Below are 24253 nucleotides of genomic sequence, written 5' to 3'. Positions count from 1 at the left end.
GGCGCACCCACGATTTTCGGCTAAGCGCCGGACTAAACCACGCAAGCAGAAGTAGAAAATGCATTTTCCCGAAAAAGGTCGCAAATATTAGTTCCGGTTCTTTCAACATCGTTCAACAGTATTGACCTATACGGAGGGAGGCTTGGCGCAATCTGCGCGAGAATAAGAATAAGATTAATCGATTTTTCCCGAAATTTTTTACTTGCAAACTTGTCACCAATATAGGGCAATACATACCAGTTCGAGTGAAATTGGTTTGATTTGGCTGCCAACCATAACTTTGGTGACAAAGATGAGCGACGATTACGAGTTTTACTATTTCGACGATCTGGTCGCCCGGCGCATTGTTGGCAGCCGCTCTGACCTTTCGCGAAAAATTCGACGCGAGGGGTTCCCGAGGCCGGAAAAAGCGCCCCATGCGCCCATGCAGGCCCGCGCACCGTTCCGTAAGAACAAGGTGCACGCATGGCTTGATCGCCGTCATCCAGCCTCAGAAGCCGTAGACTGAAAAGGCCCGTCAGCGCTGGAACGCGACGGGCCGGATGCAATGAAATTTCTGTGTTGGGAACGGAAATCATATCTTGCCGAAGCTGATCGCACAAGCGCGCGGGCGTCCCTGAGAGGATCGCCAGCATGGAAATTTCCTTTAATCCGGCTAGCCGGAAAAAACGACATAAGGCTACGCGGGCAGAAATGGCGGCGTTGAAGGCAGCGCTCTTCCAGATCGTTGCAATTCAGCGCCCAATGACGGTGCGCCAAGTGTTCTATCAGGCCACCGTGCACGGTCTCGTGGAGAAGACCGAGCAAGCCTACGACCGTATCCAATGGACCCTAGCTCAGATGCGCAAGGACGGCGATCTGCCCTATTCCTGGCTTACGGATTCCAGTCGTGGTGTCTACCGCGTCGATTCCTTCGACACCCCCCAAGACGCCATTGAGGCGACCGCCCGCTTCTATCGCAAGTCGCTTTGGGCTGAGGCCGATGTCCGCGTTGAGATCTGGTGTGAAAAAGATGCGCTGTCTGGGGTCATCCTGCCGATCACCAATGAATACGACCTTGGGCTCTATGTCGCGCGTGGCTTTGCCAGTCTCAGCTACCTTCATGCCGCAGCCGAGGAGATTGCGGCTTCCGACAAGCCGACAATCATCTATCATCTTGGCGATCACGATCCATCCGGCCTGTTGGCAGCGATAAAAATTGAGGAGACGCTCCGGGATCTAGCGCCGGGTTCGGATATCCGTTTCGAGCGTCTTGCCGTCACGGAATATCAAATTCGGCAGTGGAACCTGCCAGCGCGACCGACCAAGAAAAGCTCACATGATCGCGGCTGGCGGGGTCAGAGTATCGAACTCGATGCTATCCCGCCAGCGATGCTCAGGGAGCTTATCCGGGTAGTTATCGAACAACATCTGCCACGCGACCAGTTCAAGGTGCTGAAGATCGCCGAGGAAAGCGAACGCGCTTTTCTGAGACAATGGGCGGTGGATGGAGGCGGCGATGATCAGCCTTCATGAACTCGCAAAGCAACTCGGCGGCGAACTTGGCCGCAATGGCTATATCACCTGCCCAGGTCCCGGTCATTCGCCGCAGGATCGTTCGTTGAGCGTCTGGCTCAAAGGCGACGAACTCAAGGTTCATAGCTTCGCTGATGACGATTGGCAAACGTGCAAGGATCATGTGCGCGAGCGCGCCGGTCTGCCGGTTTGGCAACCAAATGGCAAAACGGAAAGGCCGCAGCCGCGGCTTTTTCGGGATTGTCACATCGTCAAGGGCGAGGTCGAGCAACGCATCGCGCTTGCCCGGCGTGTTTGGTGCGAAGCAAGGGACCCGGATGCGCCGCCGGTCATGAGCTACCTCGAACATCGCGGCTTGCCACCGCTGACGGACGATCAGATCCCAGCCTTCCGCTACCATCCGAATTGCCCGTTCGGCGGCGAGCGCGTGCCTGCACTCCTTGCTCGTTTCTCGCCAATCGAAAATGATCCAGGCCTTGAAACGGAGCCCACCGCTATCTTCCGCATACGGCTCGACCGCTATTACGGCGCCCGGCGCAAGCTGGCCCTCGGTCCGTCACGCGGACAAGCGATCAAGCTTTACCGTGACATTTCGCTCGGAGGCATCGGCATCACGGAAGGCGTTGAAAAGGGACTTGCACTGATCGCGAGTGGCTGGAAACCGATTTGGGCGACCTGCGGCACTTCGACGATGCGAACGTTTCCTGTGCTGGTCGGGATCGGATGTTTGACGGTTTTCTGCGATCGGGACGAACCGGGTCGAGATGCGGCCCTCGGCTGCCTCGCCGGCTGGCGCAAAGCCGGACGCGAAGCACGCATTCTCGCGCCGCCGCCGCCTCACAAAGACTGGGATGACTGGCATCGCGGAGGCGGCCAGTCATGAGCCGCACCGTCGATGAGATTGAGCTTGAAGCCGAACGGATCGACGATCCGCTTGCACAGGAATTCATCTCGGGAAGAGCACCGGGCGGTGCATCCAAACGCCACCCGGATCTCGGCGGAAAGGCCAGGAGCCCAAACAGGCAAGCGTCTTCACCTGAAATATACGATGCCGCGGATCTGCGCTTTCAAACCTTTGCGCCGCTCCGGCAGGTCGCCGGGGACATCATCGTTGAAGGGCTTACCATACTTGCGGCGCGTCCGAAGGTCGGCAAGACCTGGCTCATGCTCGATATCGCGATTGCCGTTGGCGAAGGCCGCGATTGTCTCGGTGGTATTCAATGCGAGCCCGGCGATGTCCTCTATTTGGCACTTGAGGACAATAAGCGGCGCCTTCAGCGGCGTTTGACTAAGCTGCTCGGCGTTCACGGCCAAGAATGGCCTCAACACCTCCACATCGCCCACACTTGGCCGCGCGCAGATCAGGGCGGGTTAGATCATCTCAGGAACTGGATCGCCGGCGTGTCTAAGCCACGACTGATCGTGATCGACGTTTTCGCTCGATTCCGCAGGCCGGTGCCGCCCGGCAAACAAAGTTACGATACCGACTATGGCTCTATCAGCGAGTTGCAAACGCTGGCCGCCGAGGCAGGTGTGGCCATCGTCGTTGTTCATCATCTGCGCAAATCAGAATCCGACGACGATCCGCTCGATACCGTTTCCGGCACTCTCGGCCTGACCGCCGCCGCCGATGCGATCCTGGTCATCAAAAAGACGGGCCAGGGTACCTCGCTGTATGGCCGTTCGCGCGATACAGACGAAATAGATAAGGCGATGAAGTTCGATCCGGAAACGGCGCGCTGGACTATCCTCGGGGAGCGCCCGGACGTGGAGCGCAGCGACGAGCGGCGGGCAATCCTGAACCTCTTGCAGGAAGCCGGTGAACCGATGGCGCCGAAGGACGTCGCGGCGGCTCTTGGCCGCAAGGATGCAAACATCCGCGTCCTGCTTTCGAAAATGGCCAAGAAGGGCGAGATCATTCAGCCAAAATACGGCGTTTACGCCATTTCGCCATCCCCCGGTTACACCGGTTACACCGATAACAGTTCGTCGGAAGAAGACCCAGAAACCCAGCAAAATCAGGGTTTCTGGTGGGACCGCGACTGTTAATGGTCAACAGGGAGCCGGTTATAGTTTGGGAAGACCGGTTACAGTTGACCTCAACTTGAAGGCGCAAAAAGGAGGCCCCAGCCACCCCTGGAAACACTAACAACACTGGTAACAGTGCACAACCAAGGGGGGTGAACTGTAACCGATGTAAACGCTGTAACCGGGGGTAGCACCTTGATGTTCACGTCCCGACGCCCTTTACGGCGTTGGCAGAAAGGAGGCCGGAATGACGAGGGATAATTCCTCTAGTGAGCGCCAGCGCCGCTATCGGGAACGCCGACAGGCCGGCCTCCGCGTGATCTGGCTTGAGATCGACGAGGTCGAAGTTTCCAGCGCGCTGGAGCGTCTGCACTTTCTCAGTCCGCAGGACTGGGACGATGACGAGGCAGTCCGGCGAGCGCTCAATAAAATGATCCGGGCCTTTTGCCGCGCGGTCGATGACGCGTAACGACCCGCTGCTTGGCGATTTGCTACGGTTGGCCATGACTGAATCAACAACACGCGACATTGTGGGAAGGGAGACGGCAAGTGCAATTGCGCTGCATGAGGCGGCACATTGCGTGGCGGCCCTCGGGCACGGAATCAGCATCCGCCATGTGTCGCTTGACGAGTGCGAGGTGGGTCTCCAGTCTCCGGGCGATTGCCTTGAGCGAGGGCATCACCACGGCGCGATTGCGATTGGATACGCGGTCACTGCGTTGGCCGGCCAAGCCGCGGCGCCGGAAACCGGACTGTCGAAATCGGATGAACTGCTTCTGCAACATGCGTTTTTCTTGGGTTCGTGGTCCGAACCAGTCGCCGAGATGCACCACGCGTTTTCCGCTCTCGCCGCGCGTTTCGTAAGCGACCGTCGGAAGGACATCGAAAACCTGGCCGTCGCCCTTGAACTGCGCCGAAACATGACTGGCACCGAGGTCGAGCAGTTTCTTGGGAGCATGGGGAAATGATGGATAAGGACGACGATCAGGAACTCGCCACTATCGCGGCGCGTGCCGCAGACATCAGAGCCGGTCTCGACGCCGGCTACTCGACGACGGAGCTTAAAGGGGCAGTGAGCAGGCGTTTGCTACACGCGCTCGTCGCGGCATCGACAGCCGCCACAGCCGTGAAGCTAGGAGCGCTCGCTGCGCGCCTCGAAGAAGTCGAATTGGACGGCATTCGCTATTCCGGTTGTTATCAGAGAGCGCTGGAATACCGAAAGGGCAGCGTCGTGACCTTCGCTTCCTCGATGTGGGTCGCCCTTGATGACGTGCCAGCGGGCGTTCAACCCGGTTCAAACACCGCCGCTTGGCAGCTTTCTCAAAAGGGTCAGCCCTGGGCGCGCAAACAGACGGAAGGAGGGAGATGATGACCCTCGAAGAGGTTCTTGCTCGGACAAAGGTATCCCTTGACGCCCATACAGACGCGGCCCTGGCCCGGTCGCGTGAGAGCCTCCACTTCAGTCCGCTCACCGACAGTGAGATCAATGAGCTAATGGCGGAACAGTATGCCTACGCTATCCAATGGAAGATCGAGACCCTTGCGCAGATCGAGCGAGAACTAAGGGCATGGCAATGAACATGTCGTCTTTCACAAATTTATATTGAAATCTTTATCTGGGATTTCGGGCGTGAAAATCCGCCAGAGCTTTTTCTGTGTCCTCTTGTGACTTGCCGGCAATGAACGTCAGCCGACAAAAAACCATTATTAATGTGCGGCGTATTTTCCATTCTCACCTATGCCCGCCTGCCCTAGGGCGGCAAGGCTGGCGAGTATTGGCTCGACGGTAGAAGTGCGAACACGCTGGAAGCGGCGAGCGATTTGTTCCGGCGTCGCTTCGCCGACGTCTTCTAGGATTTCGCGCACGGCGGTAATTTGCTCCGGGAGAGCCTTGGGCCAAAGCTCCTTTTCCAACTTAGTCGCAATGCCGACGTCGAGTTCGGCCTGTCTGGCCTTCGCCTCGCTTCGTTTCCCTTCCGGGTTCTGGTAGGCCGGGCGCAACCAGCGGATATGACCTGCAGCCTCCGCCTCCGACTGTTCCTTGTTCAGTGCCACTAGGCGGAAAAGAATCTCCTCGTCCGACAGGTCCACTGGCCAGTTGTAGGCCCCCGCAACCGCTACGTCGATCCGGTCGTGAATGTCCTTCAGTATGCCGACTAGACCATCGTCATAGATCGCTTTGTCCTTGCCCTCGATGGTCTCCCCGGCGCGGAGCTTTTCTAGCACATTGTAGATGCTCGTCAGTGTCAGCTTGGGACGCATCCCCTGTTGCCGCTTACGATGGGCGTCCAACTCTTCGCCAAGGATACGGAGACTGGCTTTCTGGCTTTCTACGGGGCTTGGGAAGGGGAACTTATAGAAACATTCCGCGTGGTTGTAGTTTGGGCGATCTTCCAAAAACGCGCCCGTTGATAAGGACCAAACTAAATGGATGCGAGATGACAGGATCGACAAGTATGCTGCGTCGTCCGAGCCGATAGCGATTACCTTGGCGTCTGGGAGGATATCGGCTTCCACGAAAGAAAACACACGATGTTTTGCCGTGCGACAGGTTGCAATGTACCGGGCAAGGCCAGAGAACATTGGACGCATAGTAGAATTAGCTTCAGAGTAGAGCCACCATTTCTCCCTTCTCGACTTCCTTTTCATCGTGTCTCGGACAGGTTTCACCAGATCTCGGACGCGCTGATAGAGCTCGGGAGCTTGGCTCTTCGCATCCGCTTCGCTTAGACCGTAAAAATCAACAATGAAGTTCGGTTCGGCAAAGTCAATGAGCTGCTTTCCGTTTAGGTAGCGCTTGATTAAGCCTCTAGATCTATAAGCGTGGAAGTCTCTTTCGACTAATTCCTTAGGGATTTTGAAGCCTTCCCCACCAGGAATGACGCCCTGATATGCAATGCCCGAATTAGCGACAATGGCTTTCGCCCCAGCAATATCGGCACCGATGCGTAGATCTGTAGAAATTACACCTTTTTCCTCCGCCAGGACGACCTTTCTGCCTTCCGCTTCCGATTTTTCTCTACGTTCTTCAATCACTGAGGCCAAAACGCCAGGTCGCTTCCCAGCCGCGCCCACTGTCATCGCAATCCGCACAGCCGCTCCAAATTGTGTGTCGACCCAAGGGTGATCCGGGATCGCAAAGAACAACGAAAGGGGTTTTTTCGGGTCATTCAGATGCGGCTCTAGCACGCGACGGTTGAAGGTCTGGCGAAGCGAATTGGTTGTGATCAGACCAAAACGGCGAGTTCCCTTACCCGCTTTTGCGTTCCACCCTCGCGCTGCCAGCGCCGCCTTGTCCCACCAGTACATGACAAGATCCGCACTTTGTGGAACGTTGGGATAGGCTGTCCAAAGTGCCTCAACATATCCATCGCCGAGGTTTTCGCGCATCCTCTTATTGCCAATGAAAGGTGGATTGCCGATCGTAAATGTGGCATCGGGCCACTTTGCTGGTTTAGGCTTTACATAGTCATAGACCTGAATGCGTGCGTCCGGGTCCGGCACTTCTTCGCCGGTCACCGGATGGCGGGTGGTGGTCACCCCGTCCCAGTGGGTGACCGGATAGCCACGCTCGTCCAGACGAGGCTTGCGCTCGGACCATTCCAACAACGCGTCGCGGTTCTGAATGTTTTTGAAATCTCGAAGGACCGGCTCGGAGGGAGCCGCCTTGCCATGGGTGCGGAAATGCCACTGCAGATATCCGATCCATAGAACCAGCTCAGCCACCGCAGCCGCCCACGGGTTCAGCTCTATCCCCAGAAACTGATGGGGATCGACTGTGTGCCCGGAAAGGCCCAAGGCGGCTTGATCCTCACCGAGTTCCTCCAACAATGCAGTAATTTCGCCTTCCAGGCGCTTCATCATTTCCAGCGCGACATAAAGAAAGTTGCCCGACCCACAGGCCGGGTCCAATACGCGGATTTCGCAAAGCTTGCGATGAAACTCATGAACAGCCGCGCGGGCGTCCTCTTCTTTGCCATCGGCCATTAGCCGCTGGACGGCGGTCTGGACGTCTTTCCAGTCGGCGCGCAATGGCTCCATGATTGTCGGTGTGACCAGCCGTTCGACATAGGCGCGCGGCGTATAGTGGGCGCCCAGCTTATGCCGCTGGCGCTTGTCCAGAGCGCGTTCCAAAAGCGTGCCGAAAATGGCGGGTTCGACTTGTTTCCAGTCCGCTTCCGCAGCCTCGATCAAAAGCCCAAGCTGATGGTTGTTCAGCGGCAAGGCGTCGGCCTCTTTAAACAATCCACCATTGAAGCGCTTCAGGTCGGTGGTCAGCACGGTCGAGAAACCGCCCGTGTTCATGGTCTCCCAGAGAGCCTTCAATGTCGGTGCAGCATGTTCTGGATGGCCGCGCAGCTCCCTAAGCTTGTTGGCGAAACTGGCTTTTGGAATCAGCTCCACATCTTCCGCGAACATGGAGAAAAGACAGCGCATTAGGAAACGGGCAACCTGTTCACTGTCGTGTCCTTGCCCTTCAAAACTCTTCCCGAGTTCCGCCAAATGGGTGGCGATTTCCCGTGTGACTTCGGCGGCTCTTAGTGACGGATCTAGAGACTTGGGATCAGTCCAGATCGTTCGTAGTAGAGCACGAGTTTCTTCGTTCCCCAGATCTTCGAGTCTGATTCGATAGCGATTGCCATCGGGAAACTGGGTGTAGCCTTGGCCGGCGCGGGAAAAATCTGCGTAAAGCTCTATTACATGCCCTACATCGACAACCAGCAGGAACGGCGGCCAGCCGTCGTCTTTCGAAACAGCGCGAGCATAGCCATCGGCCTGGTTCCTCGCTTTCAGCATGGTGTCATCCCATTTAGCCGTGCCACGTGGACCATGGCCCAGACGCGCCTTGGGACCGCCTTTCTCGGTTAGAAGTGCTAATCGGTCTAGATCCTGAGTTTTGAGCCGGTCGCCGCCCTGTTTGGCTTCCAGAATGAAGCAGCCCTTACGGTAAAGGTCGATCCGGCCTCGGCTGATTTTTCCCGTATGCGTAAAAGTCACGGGTCGCTCGAAACGGTAATCGTTGTTCTCGCCGTCGCTAGTCGCTGGCTTGGGCCGATCAACACCTAAGAGATCGGTCAACTCATTGGCAAATGTTTGAAAGTTTGCCATTTCGCTCCCGCTTGACGGTTTCCAACGGGAAATGAAGGCGTCGATCTTGTCGGGCATTTATCATTCCAGCTTTTTAGGGGAGCTTGGCTAACGTTCTGCGTCGGAGTTTATGTCGCGCGATTCTGTTGAAATGTCACTACTTTTGCGGTCGTCTCCGAATCGGATTCCGAGGATTGATCGCTGTTTCGAGTCAGATAATTGGTGAAGGTCGCTAGCACCTGCCCATCGCCGCAGCGGGGGTTCAGCTAGCATCGCCACCTTGCCGCGCAAGCCGGGGAATGCCCTGCCACATCAGTCTTGAAGATACACCGGATTGGGGCAGCGTTTTTCCAGTAATCGCGCGAAGGTACCACCCGGGGATAGATGAAGTATAAGGCACGGGTACCTCAAATCACCCACAGAGTAGCAGGCGTTCGCAATGAGCAAGGCAAATGAGAAGCAAAAGCAGCGGCAGTGTGTGTTCTGTGGTCAGGTGCCAAAGAACAAGAATCGCGAGCACATTTTGCCGCGATGGCTTCTGGAACTTACGGGGGACCCCACGCGAAAGGTCGCAATGGCAATAGACCCTGACACTGGTCATTCTATCGAGTTTGCCTGGTCGGCGCTGGTGATGCCCGCTTGCGAAGAATGTAACAACCAATACAGTAAGTTAGAGGATCGCGTTAAGGGCATCGCCCAAGTCCTTCTGAAGCGTTTGCCGATAACGTCTCGTCAGGCATTCGATCTCCTTGATTGGTTGGACAAGGTCCGTGTCTGTCTTTGGTTGAATCAGAGAATATTGCAGAAGAATGTCGCACGTATTGATCCGCATCTATTTGTCGGAAACCGGATTGGAGCGAAGGATCGGCTGCTTTATGTGTACACACTTGATGGCAATGGCAACGGACTGAATGCGTTCGGAATTGAGAGTCTCATCTTTCAGCACCAACCGAGTTGCTTCGCGCTCAGGATCAACGACATAATTCTGTTGAATGCGTCCGCCGACTACGCTTTTTCTGCCGGATGTGGCTTTTGGCATCCAGCACGGATGGAGAGCATGGTCGATGGGGAGTTTGCTGGTCAGGTCCGCTTTACGGGCTACGCAATGCCGAGAAAGGTGTCGCACCCTCTCGTCCCGTTCCCCTTACTCAAGGCAGCACTTCGGCTCATCCAGCCAATCGCTCAGAGAGGGTCAGACGGTCAATTTCTCGGCCCGCTTCGACAAAATGAAAGCTATCATCTCACACATATGTCTAATCCGGCTATGGGTGCGGGTATCATCTTCCGGCAGTTCGACGACAGGGTAGCCCCCATCTACAACCTTGATGCTCCTTTGGCCTTCGACGAAGTCGTGGGTGACCACGGCACCGCGGAAGACATCAGAGCACAAACTTACAGATTGCAGACAGCCCTCCTTCGAGCGGCTGGAGTGCTGACTGGTAGTGAGGCTGCCGTAGCCCGCGCTCGATCCATGCAAAACATACTGGCGCAAACCAACGAGTTGCGAGCAACTATGGTTGAACGTGACTTTCCGTCTAGCGGTGGTCCTGATTACACAACCATAGCATTCCGAGATGCAATGAACGCGGCAAAAGCCAACCAGTCCGAACTCTAGCGGGGGGGCGTCCTAAAGCTTGCCTGGCGAGGACAGTGCGGGCCCGCGCGCCTTTCATTCGCAGATTATTTTTCTGGCCCGAAAAAATCGCCCCTAAGAGCACGCGCTGTAGCTATGCTCTGGGCGAAAGCACGATTATTTTTCTACCGTCATGGAAAATGCAACCCGATTGAGAGGAAGACCGGCGCATAAGCCGGACGCCATGAAGCGGCGCTTCGTTGAAACGCTCGCTGGTGCAGCCGTGCCGCAAGCGGAGGTCGCCGCCGCGCTCGGCGTGACCGTGCCGACGTTGCGGAAGCACTATCGCCTCGAAATCCAGCGCGGCGGCGCGCTTGTCGAGGCCAAGCTGGTCAGCAACCTCCTCCGCCTTGCCAGTGGCAGCGACGGCGTCGCCGTCAGGGCAATCGCCTTCGCGCTCCGGGCGCGGTTCGGCTGGTCGGAACATGCGCCGCCGCGTGGCTGAGGCGACTGCATGGCACCGCGCTATAAGCGCCGACCTAACGCTTTTGTATAGCTTTCTGGCAATGTGCCCGCGCGTTTACGATATCGAGCGCTGGGGGTGGAGAGGGGCATGGACAATCCGCAAAAGAGGTGGGTGCTTTTCACGGCACCTGGACTGTTTATTGGGGCGCTTGCGGTAGGTGCTGCGGGCGGTATGACCGTATACGACCGCCCTGCCGAGGTTCTTGCCCTAATCGAGGAGCCTTTCCTTCTGATCCTAATAGCGGTCCTGCTTGTCGGCGTCTTCGCTGGGATGGCCGTTGAGCAGTTCCGGTCCAAGATGCGAAGGCAGGCATGGCGGGCAAAGAACCGCCCACGGTGGGAGGAAAAACGTGGTGGGGCGAACCTCGCCATTGGGCCGTGGTCGCCGATGCTTGTACCGGGGTCGCCGAAAAAACCCGATGCTGCTGATCAGTTGCGGATTGTTATGGGCGCGACCTTCACGATCCAGCCGCTTCTCAACAGGAGCGAAGCGCGCGTGTTTAAGGAACTCGACCGCATCGTGATTGGCTGCAACCCGTCGTGGCAGGTGATGGCACAAGTTTCGTTGGGCGAGGTCATCCGCAGCAAGGATGCGGTCGCGCACAGTTGCATCAACTCGAAGCGGGTCGATTTGCTGCTGGTGGACGGCGATTGCCAGCCTCGGCATGCAATCGAATATCAGGGCGGCGCGCATCATCAAGGCAGTGCCGCCGCACGCGATGCGGTCAAGAAAGAGGCGCTGCGACGCGCCGGGATCGGCTATTATGAGGTCGTGGCTGGCCATACTACTCCGGCGGAGCTTAGGCGATTGGTCGAGAAGCTCGTAGATAGGCCGGGAACGTCCGAATAGCGCCGCCGCCCATCGCGCGCAGGCCGATGCGCTGGAAATCGAGGCGATGGCCAAGCGGCGGCTCGCTGATGAATACGACGCCGCGCAAGCGCGGGGCGAGGTGGCCACGGTAGGCAAGCCGGTAATTGTTCCGGGCGGGAACGATAAGGCCACCGCCGCCGATATCGGCCTATCCCGCAAGGATGTCCACGAAGCCCGGATTATCCGCGATGCCGAGAACGGCTCTAGCCAGGCTGACAGGTTTTCCGGCGCTCGACATTCTCGGCGAGGATCAACATCGGCAAGTTTGCCGAGGTCATCATCGGCAAGGTCAGCGCAGCAGGGTCTTTTGTCCTGCAAAAACAGTCTATTAGCAGTTGCTTCTATTTCGGGTCCGCGCAGAGACTGGTCTCGCGCCACTGTGGCGCGGCAAACCAGAGGGAAGGAATACCGAAATGACCACTCCGAACATGACGTCGCCGGAAGCCTACGCCGCCGCGATCATCGAGAATGCCACCCGCTTCACCGCATCGCTTTTCCTCGGCACCGGCGAATATGCCAATGCCGAAGCAGCGACCCGCCCGGAAATCGAAGCCGCCGCTGAAAAGCTGGTCGCCGAACACCCGGAGGCAAAGGCCAAGCCGATCCTCAAGGCTTTCGACGCCGATGGAAATCAGGCGGTCATCTCCGGCGCCGGGTTCAATGCCAAGGCCAAGGCGAAAGCCAAGGCCAAGGTGGAAAAGGCGGCAAAGGCCCCGAAGGTGCCCGCGCCGAAGCCTGCAAAGCCCGCGAAGGCCGAAAAGGCCCCGGCGCAGCCATCCGGCAAGCGCGCTGAAATTCTGCATTCCGCCGAGGCCGGGGTTTTGCCCGCGAAGCCTGATTTTTCGGCACCCACGCATGCCCGCTTTCGCAAGCGGCTTGATGAAATCGCCGCCCTCGTCGAAAAGGGCGACATCAAGGCTTTGAAGGCCTTCCCGATCAATCCGATTTCCTCCTCGCCGAAGGCGATGGACAAATACAGAAACCTTGCGGTGATCGCCCTTGAGGCCCAACGCAAGGCCGCAAAACTGTAGGGCTGGCGACCGGAGGCGGGCGCGGCGGGCGTAGGCCCGCCGTCTGACGGGAAGGGAACCCTCCGCCTTTTAGGCGAGTTGACAGCGGCTCGGATTGCACTTTTGCTAGAGCAACCAAGCATTGCAGCAGGACAGTGATCGTTTGAGCAAACTCGCGAAGTACAAACACGGACGCAAGCGACGCGCATTTGAGCTTCAGGGCGGGCAATGCGGTATTTGCGGAACGGCTATGGTATTTCCCGGATTGCATAATAAGGATCGCAAACGCGGAAAGTTTCAGAAGGTCGACAACTTGGCCACGTGGGATCACATCAAGCCCGCAAGCCAAGGCGGAAATGGTCGCCTCGAAAACCTTCATCTTGTCTGTTTTGCCTGCAATCAGAAGCGCCGGAATAAAAAGGCCAAGACGACGTGGCTGTCCGTCGAGGCTCGATTGAAACGAGCAACCGCCGTCGATCCGCTACCGCAAGGATGAGGGCGGCTTTACCGGAGGGCTTGAGCGTGTCGCCGCCGAAAGCATCATCGAGATTGGCCGGGAGCTGATCGAGCAAAAGGCCGCGTTGGGGCATGGGAATTTCCTCGCGTGGATCGAGGCTGAATTCGAGATGACGGATCAGACCGCCCGCAATTTCATGCGCGTCCATGAGCGGTTTGGCAAATCCAAAACGATTTTGGATTTGCAGCCATCAGTGCTCTACGCGCTGTCCGCGCCATCAACCCCAGCCGAGGTGCGTGAGCCGATTGAAGAACTGATCGCGGACGGCGAAAAATTCACCGCCGCCGATATCGCCGCGTTGAAGGCGGAATATGCCAAGGCCAAGGCGGAACTATCGGCGCAATCAGTCACCCACGGACACGCACTAGCATGGTTACCAGTTCCTCGGTCATCCCGGAGCCGAATGCATTCAAGATAATAAGAGCTAGTTCCTCGCCTGTTGGGCTGTCAGGTTGGATCGAACGGCGAACGCACTCATCGCTGAGAACGCGCCTCATCATCGCAATCGCATCTTCGTCCATGATTTCGTAGAGGAGCATGGTGGCTCTCCCTCAAAGGCGAAAGCACAATGATTATGCGCCCCCTTGGGGGAAAGCGGAAATGAATTGAATGTGCCCCCACGGTGGGCTGACCGGATCGGCCCTGCATCATTAGATCCCCGGTCACTTGGTCGGCTCCCTAGTTCCGCGCTCGTCGCCTTCTCCACTTCTCGGCGAGATAACTACTATACGACTCCATGCCGAGATAAAGTTGCTGGGTGTAGTCGGCCAAATACCGCAAATTATCCATTCTGACCCAGCCGTGAGCGACGATTTCAGCATGTTTTCCCCCCTTGGCCTCCCATTCTGACTTCAGATAGTGAGCGGTGAACAGTTCTGTGCCAGTTAGCACAATGACAGGTGCCCGGCTGCGGCGCTGTTGCCGCGGAAGGTATTCGCGCCCCCAAGAAGCCAGTTTCCTTAGACGTGCAATTTCTTGCGGTGAAAGCTCGCTCGCTTCTTTCATGGTGGAGAAAACAATGATCGAGCCAGGAAAGCGTTCTGCGAGGACCTTCATTCTATCGACATCATCTTGCGTGAACGCTTCCCGACCGAAACTCTTAACCTCGCCGAAAATCGCTTCGGTTGGGTAATCGTTGCCAAACGTTTGGTTACGCCGATACCAAAGAATGACATCAGCTTCCGCTTTGCTTTTCGGTCCAAGGTCCAACTCTTGCCCAGCCGACCACGTAATCTGAGCGTCGCCCATGCCGATAACGTCAGCAAAGAAACGGAGCGTGAGCGCAGCCGCATACCCTCCCCGTGCGGAATCAGGGAGTGCGAACGGGCCGACAAGGCGGTAGGACCAACGGGTATGTTGGTTTGATGTGGGTTCAATTATCGGGAATGGGAAGGATTGAAGGCATAGGCCGCAATTGACAGTGTAGCCAAGGTCTTTCAGCGGGTGCCAACTCCAACTGGAACATTTCTCACATTTAATTTCGAGGCCAAGTTCGACCGCATTGCGCTGCACCAGAGTCTCGAAATTTTTATGTCGCCAAATGTCACCTTTGGTAGCGTTGCGGATGCGGTTCTGAAATTCTTGATGCTGTACACTCCGTGATCCCGGCCTACGGGATATTTCGTTGAGAAGCTGAACTATCGCCGGATGAGCGATGCTCGCGACACCCCAAAAGCCGCCGAGCGTTTGCACAATTTGCTGCGTCGCACGCCCGGCCTCAGAGGGAGAAGCCTTCACGTTTTGCTTTTCCAGCCATGTCCGGATAGCTGTCGCGCCATCCGACAGTCGCCAGAACTGCGATATTCCCCGGTATTTCGGGAGCACCACCAAGCCTTCGGTCGTTGAAAGCAAATCTTCGGACGCGAAGTTCAGGCGGGCGAAAAGTCCCTGTCGATGGTTGGTTGGATAGGCGGTGGCGATTTGATTATTGAGTCCCCAGTCTCGCAGATTAACAACGTTGGCCCACCGGTCATCGTTTCCGTACTCCGAGGCAAACTCAGGGTGCAGACCTTCGAACCGCAGCTCGGGCTTCTGAGTATCTATGGGCACATCAAAGGTTTTCCGGTTGGCCGACAGCGTCGGTCGCATTTCGCGCACAGTGAAACTCGGGGAAGGCCGCCAAAGTGCTGGGTACCAATCTTGGCGAACATTCGCCCCCTCAATCTCGACTCTGAAATTATCACGGTAGATGGGCTCCAGATCTTCTGTTGGAATGGAGCGCGAGAACATCACGTGCGGCTGAATCATTACCCCGTGGAGGTTGCCTGGAAGGGGTCGATAATTCAGCTCGATGAATTCCTTCGCGAAAGCCGATAGCTCCCCTGCCCATTGAATGGGAATTGGTAAAACATCCCGACGGGTAGCCCGAAGGTTCCAGAAGTCGATAAGGTCCTGAGGCTTTGTCGCATCCAGCACGAACAGTGCTGGATCGCTATGATCGTGATAGTCAACGTTGAGCTTCGATTGGCCCATAACGAGTGCTGATCTTGCGTCCGAAACGAAGAGCTTGGCGAGCGCTTCGCCATCAAGTGCGATGGTCTCCGGATCGAAAGCATCGACAAAAGCTTTCCCGAAGTACGCGAGGTTGTCGCTCCTCGGGAAGTCACCTGCCAAACAGGCGCTAAAAGCATCAAACTTCTTCTCCCGCGCGGCGACGTGCACAATGCCGTGCTCATGACGCCGTGTGAATTGGAACTCCTTGCGATAGAGATCGCGATAGAGGTCCATCACATTTAGGCCATAACCGCGCTTGTCGCGATCCCCCTGCTTCGTAAGGATGTCGGACAGCTGAAGCACCCGATCATCGTCATATCCCAAACCGTCGGCCAGACCCGCCGTGGCCTCCACGATAAAATCTGGTTCAAAAAAGTCGAGATAGCCGTTGAGCACCTGTGGTGCGGTTTCAGTCACGCGACCGTGGCGATCCCACCACCGAGGGATCTGTTTGATACTGGGAATAATCGGATTGTATTTGCCGCCCCACAAACACGTATTGATCCTAAAGATTTCCAGAAGAGCAGCGGTGTCCGTGGGCCGAACAAGGAAGGCAAAGCGTACCGGCCTGAGCCGAACAGTTACGCTTATGTGTGACATGTGCCCCCCGTTTTTGCTGCGCGCCAATCCTTAGCATGGGCGGGAATGAGTCGCGTCGATCCGATACGGCTCGTTAAGAGACATTTTTGACGGCGCGGGCATGGCGAAAGGAATGCCACGAACTGGGCACGGCTTAAAACGGGCTTGCGCCCAAAAATGGGCCCAAATTCGCAAGCGCCCTTTTTGGCGCTCCCGGCGTTTCCGCTAAATTATTTGATTCCATTGAAGAAAATGGTGGGTGATCACGGGCTCGAACCGTGGACCCGCTGATTAAGAGTCAGCTGCTCTACCAACTGAGCTAATCACCCATCCAGAACCGCGTTGCTGCGGTCTGATGGGGCGTATAATGGCCTTCGCCGGGCTTGTCTACCCCCACGACGATTTTCTTTCCGGATTTCTCAAAAAAATCTGTATTGGCCGTTTAGGGCCTGTTTTTCAAAGATAAAGTTCGCCGGCCGCGATCTTCACCGCCTGACCGCCGATCCGCGCGGTTGCGATTTCACCACCGGAAACGTCGAGATGAAGATGCAACAGCGACGGCCGGCCCATCTCGACGCCCTGCTCGATCAGGAACGGATGATGCCCGTCGATCAACTGGTCGAAATAGTGGATGGCCCCGGAAAGAGCGGCGACCGCCGCGCCCGTCGCCGGGTCTTCGACGATGCCCATGGCCGGTGCGAACATGCGGGTATGGAAGCGGGCGACATGATTGATCCCGCCGCGGCAGTAGACGTAGGCGCTGGCGAGCCGTCCATCGGCCATCGGCGTGATCTTCTCCCACAGTGCCGCGTCGAATTCGACGGCGGCTGCCGCCGCCATGTCATGCACGGGGATCATCACGAACGGCACACCGGCACTCCAGAAGGTCGGCACGTGGTTCTCGAAACCGATCTGCGTCGCCTTCAGGCTGAAGGCATTGGCTATCTCCTGCCGGTCAAGCTTGGCGCTGATCTGCACCGATTTGCGCGGCATGTCGAATTCCGCAAAGGTTGCCGACTGGGCCCGGAGCCTGACGGCGCAGCGGACCGGACCGACGTTTTCCTCCAGCACCTGCACAAGATCATAGTCCTCGCCATCACCATCACGCGCCGCCTCGGCCAAGGCGACCGCCGCACCAACCGTGGGGTGGCCGGCGAAAGGCAGCTCGTAGCCAGGCGTGAAAATCCGCAGCCGGGCAGCATGCGCAGGGTTTTCGGCAGGCTTGACGAACACCGTCTCCGACAGGTTGAACTCACAGGCGATCGCCTGCATCGCCGCGTCGCTTAGCTCATCGCCATCGAAGACGACGGCCAGCGGGTTTCCTTCCAGCCGGTTGGCGGTGAAGACGTCGTAAATGGCAAAACGTCGTGCCACTGTAATCTCCCTGTATGTCTTTTGATGTCAGACCTTGCACGGCAGAGAACCTGCGGCAAGCGTAAAAAAGCGTCAGCGCATGTTTGTGAAAACCCATTCCAGGATCGGCAGCATGAAAGGCTGGTAGAGATGCAGGCCCGGATCGGCACTGCGAATGGCCAGGGCTTCGTCGATTTCCGGCTCCTTGTCCTGGGCGATATGACCGGCAATGCGGCCGATCAGTTCCGTGGCAATCGCGGAAAACCCGAAGCAGCGGAAAACCGTGATGATCCCCCGGTCATGCAGCGCATGAAACCCCGACACGCGGTCGGCATCGGACAGGACGAGCCCGGTCTCCTCCAGCACTTCACGCGCCATGTTGCCGTCCATGTCGCAGATGCCATCGCGAATATCGGCTGGATCCAGCGACCCGGCCGCGCAATAGACGCGTCCCGGATTGGCCGTGTGCTTTCCCATCCGGATTGCGATCACCGCGCCGTCAGACGAGACGACAACCGGCAGGGCGAACAGGTGGATTGCCGACGTCACCGGTCGCGTCTTTCGCCACAACAGGAATGCCGAGAACGGCACGATATGCGTTTCTCCGGAAATCACGCCGTCGCTGATCTGCACCGCGCGCGACAGCATCATGCGGCCGTCATAAAGTGCCGGATTGGCAGAGACCTCCCGCGCCCAGTTTTCCGCGATCCTGTCGCGCTCGGCGAGATGGTAGGGATGCGGTCCGTCCACGACGCGCAAATCGATACGGCTGACGGGAAATATCCGCCGTTCATCGGGCCAATCGGACATGTTGCTGGTCAGTTGCGCCATGGAGATCACACGTTAATGGAAATGACAACGGGGCAATGGTCGGAGGCTTTCGGCCGGTCCCATCCGGTTCGCGGATAGCGCTCGACCTCCTGCCCCATCGGGAAGATCGTCCGGTAGGGCTGACCGGCGCGGATGATTTCCGGCACGCTTGCCGGGTTGCATTTGGCAAGGGCGGGCGAAAGCCAGATATAGTCGAGCTGGCAGAGGTGCCGCTCCTCCGGTCCACGGCTGTGAAACAGCGTCCATCGATCAAGTTCTGGCCGCCGCCGCATGGTATTTTCGACAAAGCCGTCATGGCTGAAAATGTCGAGGGCGCTCAGCGTTTCCTGCCGCGGCACGAAACTGTAGCCGTTGCGCCGGTCGCCGAGCACCTCGATCCGCTCCTGGTAGTCGTTCATGTCGCCGCAGATCGCGAACATCTTGTCCGCGGTGTTACCGGAACCGAAGCGGTTCTCTATGATGCGGCGCACGGCCGCAGCCTCCGCCATTCGCAGTGGCATCGTCGCCGAGCGCCCGTCGAGCCCCTCGCGCGCCGGTCCCATCGATTTGAAATGCACGACGAACAGCGTCAGCGGCCGTCCGCCGATGCGGAAATCCAGTTCGAGGCAATCCCGTTTGAAGATGCGGTCACCGGGCACGTTGGTCGCGGCGAGGGCATCGTTGAAAAGACCGAAATCGGCATAGGTGACGGCGGCGTGGGATTTGACGTCGACACATTCGATCTTCTGGCCGTCGCGGGTTTCCTCACGCACCAGCACGGCGACGTCGATGCCGCGGCTGTCATTGCCCTCGACCAGATATTTCTGCCGGTAGCCGCTGCCGACCATCTTGAACAGATAGCCGTATTCGAAGGCCTGCAGCGCCGCCATGTTGTCGGTTTCCTGCAGGCAGAGAATATCGGCGTCGCAATCGGCGATCGCCAGCGCCGACATCTGCCGCGTATCGTCGGTATGGGCGATGGTGCGGGCTTCCTCGAGCCGCTGATATTCCGCCTCGCTCCTCACGTCGAAAAGCCGCAGGACACGGTCCTGCTTGAGGTTGTTGCGAAAGCCGGAGAAATCGAACCTGCTCATCAGGTTCTCGATATTGAACGTGGCAAGGCGAAGGGACATCAGACGATTCCGTATGCGATCGCCGCGACTTTAGACAATCACCGGCAAAAGTCGAACGCCTTTCCGGTCACATGACGACGCCTCACGGTGGGAGGCCGAGGAGGTAGCGCAGTCCGGGGTAACAACGACAGAGCCGGGCGGCGGTTTTCTCGTCGCCAGCCCTTTCCTTTTCGCCGAACGGCCCTAGCTTTGCCGCGTCTGCGCATTCTCGAATTGGGGATATCATCATGGACTATCGTCTTCTCGGCCGCTCCGGCCTCAAGGTTTCGACACTGACCGTGGGCACCATGACCTTCGGCGGCAAAGGCTGGGCGAAGATCGTTGGCGATCTCGGCGTCAACGAGGCGCGCAGGCTCGTCGATCTCTGCCTCGATGCCGGCGTCAACCTGATCGATACGGCGGATGTCTATTCGCAAGGGGTGTCTGAAGACATCATCGGCGAAATCACCGGCGGCAAGCGCAAGAACGGCGTGCTGATCGCAACCAAGGCCCGGTTCCCGATGGGCGACGGCCCGAACGACGCCGGCTCCTCGCGGCACCATCTGATCCGCGCCTGCGAGGCGAGCCTGAAACGCCTGAAGACCGACGTCATCGACCTCTACCAGTTGCACGAATGGGATGGCCAGACGCCGCTTGAGGAAACCATGGAAGCGCTCGACATGCTCGTGCGCCAGGGCAAGGTGCGTTATATCGGCTGCTCGAATTTCTCCGGCTGGCACATCATGAAGGCGCTTGGCGTCAGCGCCGCCGATCACCGCCAGCGCTTCGTCAGCCAGCAGATCCACTACACGCTCGAATCCCGCGACGCCGAATATGAACTGCTGCCGATCTCGATCGACCAGGGCCTCGGCGTGCTCGTCTGGAGCCCGCTGGCCGGCGGCCTCCTTTCCGGCAAGCACCGGCGCAACAAGACGGCGGCAGGGTCGCGGCAACTGGCCGGGTGGGACGAGCCGCCGATCCGCGACGAGGACCGCCTCTGGGCCATCGTCGATGCTCTCGTTGACATTGCAGAAAATCGCAGCGTCTCCGCCGCGCAAATCGCCCTCGCCTGGCTGATCGGCCGCAAGGCCGTCACCTCCGTCATCATCGGCGGCCGCACCGAAGCCCAATTCAGGGACAACCTCGCCAGCGCCGACCTCGTGCTCAGCGACGAAGAACGCCAGCGCCTCGACGCGGTCAGCGCCCCGCCCGTGCTCTACCCTTACTGGCACCAGCTGCGCACAGCCAAGGACCGGCTGGGCGACGCAGATTTGTCGCTGCTGGGGCCTTATATCTGATTCCGAATCAAATCGTCGTCAGCAGCAGGCTCGTTTCCGATTTCGACACCCCGTCCATTGCCCGGATATGACGCAGCACGCGGTCGAATTCTGCCAAATTCTCCGTCTGGATCTCGGCAACCAGGTCCCAGGCGCCGTTGGTCGTATGCAGCGCGCGGATTTCCGGGATACCGCGCAGCATCTTGATCGCCGATACCGTCTTCTGCCCGGTGATCTCGATCAGCATTACCGCGCGGACCGCGTGCGGATCCTCCGCCGCCGCGATCCGCACCGTGAACCCGGCAATGATGCCCTCTGCGGTCAGCCGGTCGATCCGGTTCTGTACCGTTCCGCGCGAAATTTTGAGCAGTGCCGCCAGCTTCGAGATCGAAGCACGGCCATCCGTTCTGAGAATTGCCAGCAAACGCCGGTCGATCGTGTCCATGAAGCCCCGCCTCTGTCAATTCGCTAAATTATCGTGTCATTTTGACAAAAATATCAAGCAAATTTCCATAATTTTGCCGTTTCGCTTCATCGACCGGCCCGCTAGTGTTTGTAAGTCTCATCAATGCAGACGCTAGCAGTCTCTCCAGAGGATCAAACAATGCCATCCAGCCGCCCCTCGACGCTTTCCCATCCGTTGTCGCGCGCCGGCGAATTGGCCATCGAAATGACCCGTTGGCCGAGTGTGACGGAGAGCGATGACGAGGCCGCCTTTTCCGGACGGCTGATGGCGCTGCTGGGCGACACCCCCTATTTCCGAAGGCATCCGCAGCAACTGCTGGCCCTGGACAGCCATGGCGATCCGGCCCGGCAGAACGTGCTGGCGCTGGTCCGCGGCAAAGGCCGCCGCTGCCTCGTGCTGGCGGGACATTTCGACACCGTCTCGATCGCCAATTATGGCGCGCTGGCCTCGCTTGCCTGCGAGCCGGAAGCGCTCACCGAGGCCCTGATCGCGGAATTATCGAACAAGGCGCGCAACCCGGCGGAAGACAAGGCAGTCACCGACCTCTTGAGCGGCGATTTCCTCGCCGGTCGCGGCCTGCTAGATATGAAAAGCGGGCTGGCCGCCGGCATCACCGCACTTGAGCGTTTCGCTGAACGTGATGAACCGCCGGGCAACCTGTTGTTTGTCGCCACACCGGACGAGGAAAACCGGTCGCGCGGCATGCGCGCGTTCCGAGACGCCCTGCCCGCCATCGCCGAAAAATTCGATCTCGACATCGTCGGCGGCATCAATCTGGACGCCAGTGGTGACGATGGCGACGGCGAGGAAGGTCGCGCCGTCTATCTGGGCTCTGTCGGCAAGTTCTCGCCCTTTGCCTTCGTCGCCGGCCGCCCGACCCATGCCGGCTACGCGTTCGACGGCGTCAGCGCGCATCTGATCGGCGCCGAAATCATGCGCGCCATGGAATTCAACAGCGCCCTTTGCGACGAGGCCCACGGCGAGCTTTCCCCGGCACCGGTCTGCCTGGAGGCAAAGGACGTGCGCCACGGCTACGAAGTCACCACGCCCGCCCACGTCTGGCTTTCGTTCAACTGGCTCACCCACCGGCGCACGCCGGAAGACGTGCTCGGCGAAATCCGCGCGCTCGTCGGTGCCGCCATGCAAACGGCACTCGATACGCAGACACGCAATGCAAAGAGCTTCTTTAACCGGCAAGGCACCGGCCACGCCCGCCCCCACGAAGGGCGGGTGCTCACCTACGCCGAACTGCACGAACTGGCCGTCGCCCACGGCGGGCAGGCTGCGGCTGATAGACTCGACGCGCTCGATCGATCGCTGTCAGGCGGAGAAGACCCGCTGTCAACAACCCGCCAGATCGTCGCGGCGACGCTAACGGAAGCCGGCCTCGAAGGGCCGTTGGCGATTATCGGCTTCTCCACCCTGCACTATCCGCGCGTCCATCTGGACGGCGCCGGAACGGAAGGCCGCATTTTCGAGCGGAACGTAATGTCGGCCGCCAAGAAATGCGCAGAGCGGCATGGGACAAGCATCAAGGCAAAGCAGTTCTTCGCCGGCATCTCCGACATGAGCTTCTTCGGACATCGTCCCGCTACCGAACAGACACAGCTCCTCACCGACAACACGCCCTGCTTGGCCTTCGTCGACAAGGCACCGGACGGACTTTTGTCCTATCCGGTCGTCAATATCGGCCCTTGGGGCCGCGACTATCATCAGAAATGGGAGCGCGTCCACATGCCCTATGCATTCGACGTGCTCCCGGATCTGATTTTCGAGGCGGCCATCGCCTGCCTCGAAGACAGGAGTTAGGCGGCCAGCGCCTCCTTGCCGATCAGCCCGCCGAGGCGGGAAATCCCCTCCTCGATCATCGCCTCGTCGGCGCAGGAGAAGCTGACGCGGCAGGTGTTGGCGCCGGAACCATCGGCAAAGAAGGCCTTGCCGGGCACGAAGGCGACCTTGGCCGTCGCCAGCGATTTGGCGAGCAGTTCGGCACCATCCATACCGGCAGGCAAGGTCAGCCAGACGAACATGCCCCCTTCCGGCACCGTCCAGCTCACGTCCGCCGGCATGTATTTGGCGAGAGCCGCCAGCATGGCATCGCGCCGCTTGCTGTAGACGGCCTTGAGCTTGGCGACCTGCTTGTCGAAGCCACGCTCGGCGACGTGGCAGATCGCCATCTGGTTGATGGTCGAGGAATGCAGGTCGGCCGCCTGCTTCATCAGCACCAGCTTGCGGATGACGGTGTTTGAAGCACAGACCCAGCCGACGCGCAGGCCAGGCGCCAGCGTCTTGGAGAAACTGCCGCAATAGATCGTCCGGGCCTCGTCGATCGATCCCTTGCGGGCGATCTCGAGCGAGAGAATCGGCGGAACGGCCTCGCCGTCGTAACGCAGCGACTGGTAGGCCGCGTCCTCGATGAGAGCGATATCGAGTTCTTCGGCAAGCGCCAGCGCCTTTTCGCGCGCGGCAAGGTCGAGCGTCTCGCCGGTCGGGTTGGCGAACTCGGCCGACATATAGGCGAATTTCACCCGGCCGCCTGCCTCGGTGGCCGCGTCCCGGTAGGCCTGCGGCGTGCGATTGCCGGAAGTTGACAGTTGGTCGTAGGTCGGCTCATAGGCGTTGAAGGCCTGGAGCGCGCCGAGATAGGTCGGCCAGGTCACAAGCGCCGTATCGTTCGGCGACAGGAAAAGCTTTCCGAGATAGTCGAGCGCCTGCTGCGAGCCCGAGGTGATCAGGATGTTTTCCGCCTCGCAGGGGATGCCGATGGCGGCCATGCGGCCGGCAAGCCACTGGCGCAACGGCAGGTAGCCTTCACTTACCGAATATTGCAAGGCAGCGCTGACGGCCGGCCCGCCGAAGATGTCGGCATAGGCAGCCTTGAAGTCCTCGTCCGGAAACAGCGCCGGGTCGGGAATACCGCCGGCGAAGGAGATGATGTCCGGCCGGTCAAGCAGTTTCAGAAGTTCGCGGATTTCCGAAGCGCGCATCCGTGAAGACCGCGTCGCGAATATCTTTTCCCAATCGAGCATGGAAGTT

23 protein-coding genes and 1 tRNA gene are annotated in these 24253 nt (G+C 58.7%); 15 read left to right on the top strand and 9 right to left on the bottom strand.

Features of this window, described 5'->3' with window-relative positions:
* Nucleotides 1-32: 32 nt before the first annotated feature.
* Nucleotides 33-635, bottom strand: coding sequence for a hypothetical protein (locus A3AY_RS38900; RefSeq protein WP_154663247.1), 603 nt, complete (start codon nucleotides 633-635; stop codon nucleotides 33-35).
* Between A3AY_RS38900 and A3AY_RS0103965 the strand changes: the two genes are divergently transcribed.
* The 7 genes from A3AY_RS0103965 to A3AY_RS0103935 all read left to right on the top strand — a co-directional run bounded on the left by A3AY_RS0103965 (nucleotide 634) and on the right by A3AY_RS0103935 (nucleotide 5121).
* Complete coding sequence (locus tag A3AY_RS0103965; RefSeq protein ID WP_026203079.1) at nucleotides 634-1515, top strand: hypothetical protein; 882 nt, start codon at nucleotides 634-636, stop codon at nucleotides 1513-1515. The two genes, A3AY_RS38900 and A3AY_RS0103965, sit on opposite strands and share 2 nt — an antisense overlap.
* Entirely contained in the window at nucleotides 1499-2398 is a 900-nt protein-coding gene (locus A3AY_RS0103960) for a DUF7146 domain-containing protein (RefSeq protein ID WP_112864737.1), read from the top strand. Before A3AY_RS0103965 ends, A3AY_RS0103960 begins: the two co-directional genes overlap by 17 nt.
* The gene (locus A3AY_RS34450) at nucleotides 2395-3564 is read left to right on the top strand and encodes an AAA family ATPase (RefSeq protein ID WP_018324383.1); all 1170 of its coding nucleotides are present in this window, start codon (nucleotides 2395-2397) and stop codon (nucleotides 3562-3564) included. The genes A3AY_RS0103960 and A3AY_RS34450 overlap by 4 nt, the downstream gene beginning before the upstream one ends.
* A gap of 226 nt (nucleotides 3565-3790) precedes the next feature.
* Nucleotides 3791-4012: a hypothetical protein gene (locus A3AY_RS0103950; RefSeq protein WP_018324382.1), complete on the top strand. Its 222-nt coding sequence runs from the start codon at nucleotides 3791-3793 to the stop codon at nucleotides 4010-4012.
* Nucleotides 4002-4511 carry a hypothetical protein gene (locus tag A3AY_RS0103945; protein ID WP_018324381.1) on the top strand — a complete coding sequence of 170 codons (510 nt, stop codon included), beginning with the start codon at nucleotides 4002-4004 and terminating at the stop codon, nucleotides 4509-4511. The genes A3AY_RS0103950 and A3AY_RS0103945 overlap by 11 nt, the downstream gene beginning before the upstream one ends.
* On the top strand, nucleotides 4508-4912 hold the full coding sequence (locus A3AY_RS0103940; RefSeq protein ID WP_018324380.1) for a hypothetical protein: 405 nt from the start codon (nucleotides 4508-4510) through the stop codon (nucleotides 4910-4912). Before A3AY_RS0103945 ends, A3AY_RS0103940 begins: the two co-directional genes overlap by 4 nt.
* Entirely contained in the window at nucleotides 4912-5121 is a 210-nt protein-coding gene (locus A3AY_RS0103935) for a hypothetical protein (RefSeq protein ID WP_154663246.1), read from the top strand. Before A3AY_RS0103940 ends, A3AY_RS0103935 begins: the two co-directional genes overlap by 1 nt.
* A gap of 129 nt (nucleotides 5122-5250) precedes the next feature.
* Here A3AY_RS0103935 and A3AY_RS0103930 read toward each other — a convergent pair whose 3' ends face one another.
* The gene (locus tag A3AY_RS0103930) at nucleotides 5251-8709 is read right to left on the bottom strand and encodes a class I SAM-dependent DNA methyltransferase (RefSeq protein ID WP_018324378.1); all 3459 of its coding nucleotides are present in this window, start codon (nucleotides 8707-8709) and stop codon (nucleotides 5251-5253) included.
* Nucleotides 8710-9070: 361 nt separating this feature from the next.
* Between A3AY_RS0103930 and A3AY_RS36965 the strand changes: the two genes are divergently transcribed.
* The 6 genes from A3AY_RS36965 to A3AY_RS37350 all read left to right on the top strand — a co-directional run bounded on the left by A3AY_RS36965 (nucleotide 9071) and on the right by A3AY_RS37350 (nucleotide 13545).
* Nucleotides 9071-10246 (top strand): hypothetical protein, encoded by a 1176-nt coding sequence (locus tag A3AY_RS36965; protein WP_018324377.1) that lies wholly within the window; start codon nucleotides 9071-9073, stop codon nucleotides 10244-10246.
* 169 nt (nucleotides 10247-10415) lie between these two features.
* Entirely contained in the window at nucleotides 10416-10709 is a 294-nt protein-coding gene (locus A3AY_RS0103920) for a hypothetical protein (RefSeq protein ID WP_234913043.1), read from the top strand.
* Nucleotides 10710-10817: 108 nt separating this feature from the next.
* Complete coding sequence (locus A3AY_RS0103915; protein WP_018324375.1) at nucleotides 10818-11579, top strand: DUF2726 domain-containing protein; 762 nt, start codon at nucleotides 10818-10820, stop codon at nucleotides 11577-11579.
* A gap of 434 nt (nucleotides 11580-12013) precedes the next feature.
* A complete protein-coding gene (locus A3AY_RS0103910) occupies nucleotides 12014-12631 on the top strand; it encodes a hypothetical protein (RefSeq protein ID WP_018324374.1) in 618 nt (205 codons plus the stop codon).
* Nucleotides 12632-12773: 142 nt separating this feature from the next.
* Nucleotides 12774-13106 carry an HNH endonuclease gene (locus tag A3AY_RS37355; RefSeq protein ID WP_154663245.1) on the top strand — a complete coding sequence of 111 codons (333 nt, stop codon included), beginning with the start codon at nucleotides 12774-12776 and terminating at the stop codon, nucleotides 13104-13106.
* Nucleotides 13087-13545 (top strand): DUF3102 domain-containing protein, encoded by a 459-nt coding sequence (locus A3AY_RS37350; protein WP_083925886.1) that lies wholly within the window; start codon nucleotides 13087-13089, stop codon nucleotides 13543-13545. Before A3AY_RS37355 ends, A3AY_RS37350 begins: the two co-directional genes overlap by 20 nt.
* 260 nt (nucleotides 13546-13805) lie before the next feature.
* On the opposite strand, the gene A3AY_RS0103895 is transcribed toward A3AY_RS37350, so the two are convergent.
* The 5 genes from A3AY_RS0103895 to A3AY_RS0103875 form a co-directional block, all read right to left on the bottom strand.
* Nucleotides 13806-16220: a hypothetical protein gene (locus tag A3AY_RS0103895; protein WP_018324371.1), complete on the bottom strand. Its 2415-nt coding sequence runs from the start codon at nucleotides 16218-16220 to the stop codon at nucleotides 13806-13808.
* A gap of 232 nt (nucleotides 16221-16452) precedes the next feature.
* Nucleotides 16453-16528: transfer RNA gene (locus A3AY_RS0103890), tRNA-Lys, on the bottom strand.
* A gap of 127 nt (nucleotides 16529-16655) precedes the next feature.
* The gene (locus A3AY_RS0103885) at nucleotides 16656-17573 is read right to left on the bottom strand and encodes a PhzF family phenazine biosynthesis protein (protein ID WP_018324370.1); all 918 of its coding nucleotides are present in this window, start codon (nucleotides 17571-17573) and stop codon (nucleotides 16656-16658) included.
* A gap of 72 nt (nucleotides 17574-17645) precedes the next feature.
* Nucleotides 17646-18383, bottom strand: a complete 738-nt coding sequence (locus A3AY_RS0103880) for an NUDIX hydrolase (RefSeq protein ID WP_018324369.1) — start codon at nucleotides 18381-18383, stop codon at nucleotides 17646-17648.
* 5 nt (nucleotides 18384-18388) lie between these two features.
* Nucleotides 18389-19495, bottom strand: coding sequence for an endonuclease/exonuclease/phosphatase family protein (locus tag A3AY_RS0103875; protein WP_018324368.1), 1107 nt, complete (start codon nucleotides 19493-19495; stop codon nucleotides 18389-18391).
* Between the two features lie 227 nt (nucleotides 19496-19722).
* On the opposite strand from A3AY_RS0103875, the gene A3AY_RS0103870 reads away from it, so the two are divergent.
* Nucleotides 19723-20772, top strand: coding sequence for an aldo/keto reductase (locus A3AY_RS0103870; protein WP_018324367.1), 1050 nt, complete (start codon nucleotides 19723-19725; stop codon nucleotides 20770-20772).
* 7 nt (nucleotides 20773-20779) lie between these two features.
* Here A3AY_RS0103870 and A3AY_RS0103865 read toward each other — a convergent pair whose 3' ends face one another.
* Nucleotides 20780-21196 (bottom strand): Lrp/AsnC family transcriptional regulator, encoded by a 417-nt coding sequence (locus A3AY_RS0103865; protein WP_018324366.1) that lies wholly within the window; start codon nucleotides 21194-21196, stop codon nucleotides 20780-20782.
* A 159-nt stretch (nucleotides 21197-21355) separates the two neighbouring features.
* Between A3AY_RS0103865 and A3AY_RS0103860 the strand changes: the two genes are divergently transcribed.
* Complete coding sequence (locus tag A3AY_RS0103860) at nucleotides 21356-23026, top strand: M20/M25/M40 family metallo-hydrolase (protein ID WP_018324365.1); 1671 nt, start codon at nucleotides 21356-21358, stop codon at nucleotides 23024-23026.
* On the opposite strand, the gene A3AY_RS0103855 is transcribed toward A3AY_RS0103860, so the two are convergent.
* Nucleotides 23023-24246, bottom strand: a complete 1224-nt coding sequence (locus tag A3AY_RS0103855) for an aminotransferase-like domain-containing protein (RefSeq protein ID WP_018324364.1) — start codon at nucleotides 24244-24246, stop codon at nucleotides 23023-23025. The two genes, A3AY_RS0103860 and A3AY_RS0103855, sit on opposite strands and share 4 nt — an antisense overlap.
* Between the last annotated feature and the right edge of the window lie 7 nt (nucleotides 24247-24253).

Source organism: Rhizobium giardinii bv. giardinii H152 (genome assembly GCF_000379605.1).
In the GTDB taxonomy this organism is placed as follows: domain Bacteria; phylum Pseudomonadota; class Alphaproteobacteria; order Rhizobiales; family Rhizobiaceae; genus Pararhizobium; species Pararhizobium giardinii.
The sequence above is the reverse complement of the archived record's forward strand: the minus strand, read 5'-3'. Positions and strand labels throughout refer to the sequence as shown.

Coding starts and splice junctions, on each gene's coding strand:
- A3AY_RS0103860 (WP_018324365.1), top strand. CDS start 21,356: ATGCCATCCAGCCGCCCCTCGACGCTTTCCCATCCGTTGTCGCGCGCC.
- A3AY_RS38900 (WP_154663247.1), bottom strand. CDS start 635: ATGCTGGCGATCCTCTCAGGGACGCCCGCGCGCTTGTGCGATCAGCTT.
- A3AY_RS0103960 (WP_112864737.1), top strand. CDS start 1,499: ATGATCAGCCTTCATGAACTCGCAAAGCAACTCGGCGGCGAACTTGGC.
- A3AY_RS0103935 (WP_154663246.1), top strand. CDS start 4,912: ATGACCCTCGAAGAGGTTCTTGCTCGGACAAAGGTATCCCTTGACGCC.
- A3AY_RS0103875 (WP_018324368.1), bottom strand. CDS start 19,495: ATGTCCCTTCGCCTTGCCACGTTCAATATCGAGAACCTGATGAGCAGG.
- A3AY_RS0103855 (WP_018324364.1), bottom strand. CDS start 24,246: ATGCTCGATTGGGAAAAGATATTCGCGACGCGGTCTTCACGGATGCGC.
- A3AY_RS0103880 (WP_018324369.1), bottom strand. CDS start 18,383: ATGGCGCAACTGACCAGCAACATGTCCGATTGGCCCGATGAACGGCGG.
- A3AY_RS0103930 (WP_018324378.1), bottom strand. CDS start 8,709: ATGCCCGACAAGATCGACGCCTTCATTTCCCGTTGGAAACCGTCAAGC.
- A3AY_RS0103965 (WP_026203079.1), top strand. CDS start 634: ATGGAAATTTCCTTTAATCCGGCTAGCCGGAAAAAACGACATAAGGCT.
- A3AY_RS0103910 (WP_018324374.1), top strand. CDS start 12,014: ATGACCACTCCGAACATGACGTCGCCGGAAGCCTACGCCGCCGCGATC.
- A3AY_RS34450 (WP_018324383.1), top strand. CDS start 2,395: ATGAGCCGCACCGTCGATGAGATTGAGCTTGAAGCCGAACGGATCGAC.
- A3AY_RS0103940 (WP_018324380.1), top strand. CDS start 4,508: ATGATGGATAAGGACGACGATCAGGAACTCGCCACTATCGCGGCGCGT.
- A3AY_RS0103865 (WP_018324366.1), bottom strand. CDS start 21,196: ATGGACACGATCGACCGGCGTTTGCTGGCAATTCTCAGAACGGATGGC.
- A3AY_RS0103895 (WP_018324371.1), bottom strand. CDS start 16,220: ATGTCACACATAAGCGTAACTGTTCGGCTCAGGCCGGTACGCTTTGCC.
- A3AY_RS36965 (WP_018324377.1), top strand. CDS start 9,071: ATGAGCAAGGCAAATGAGAAGCAAAAGCAGCGGCAGTGTGTGTTCTGT.
- A3AY_RS0103870 (WP_018324367.1), top strand. CDS start 19,723: ATGGACTATCGTCTTCTCGGCCGCTCCGGCCTCAAGGTTTCGACACTG.
- A3AY_RS0103950 (WP_018324382.1), top strand. CDS start 3,791: ATGACGAGGGATAATTCCTCTAGTGAGCGCCAGCGCCGCTATCGGGAA.
- A3AY_RS0103945 (WP_018324381.1), top strand. CDS start 4,002: ATGACGCGTAACGACCCGCTGCTTGGCGATTTGCTACGGTTGGCCATG.
- A3AY_RS0103915 (WP_018324375.1), top strand. CDS start 10,818: ATGGACAATCCGCAAAAGAGGTGGGTGCTTTTCACGGCACCTGGACTG.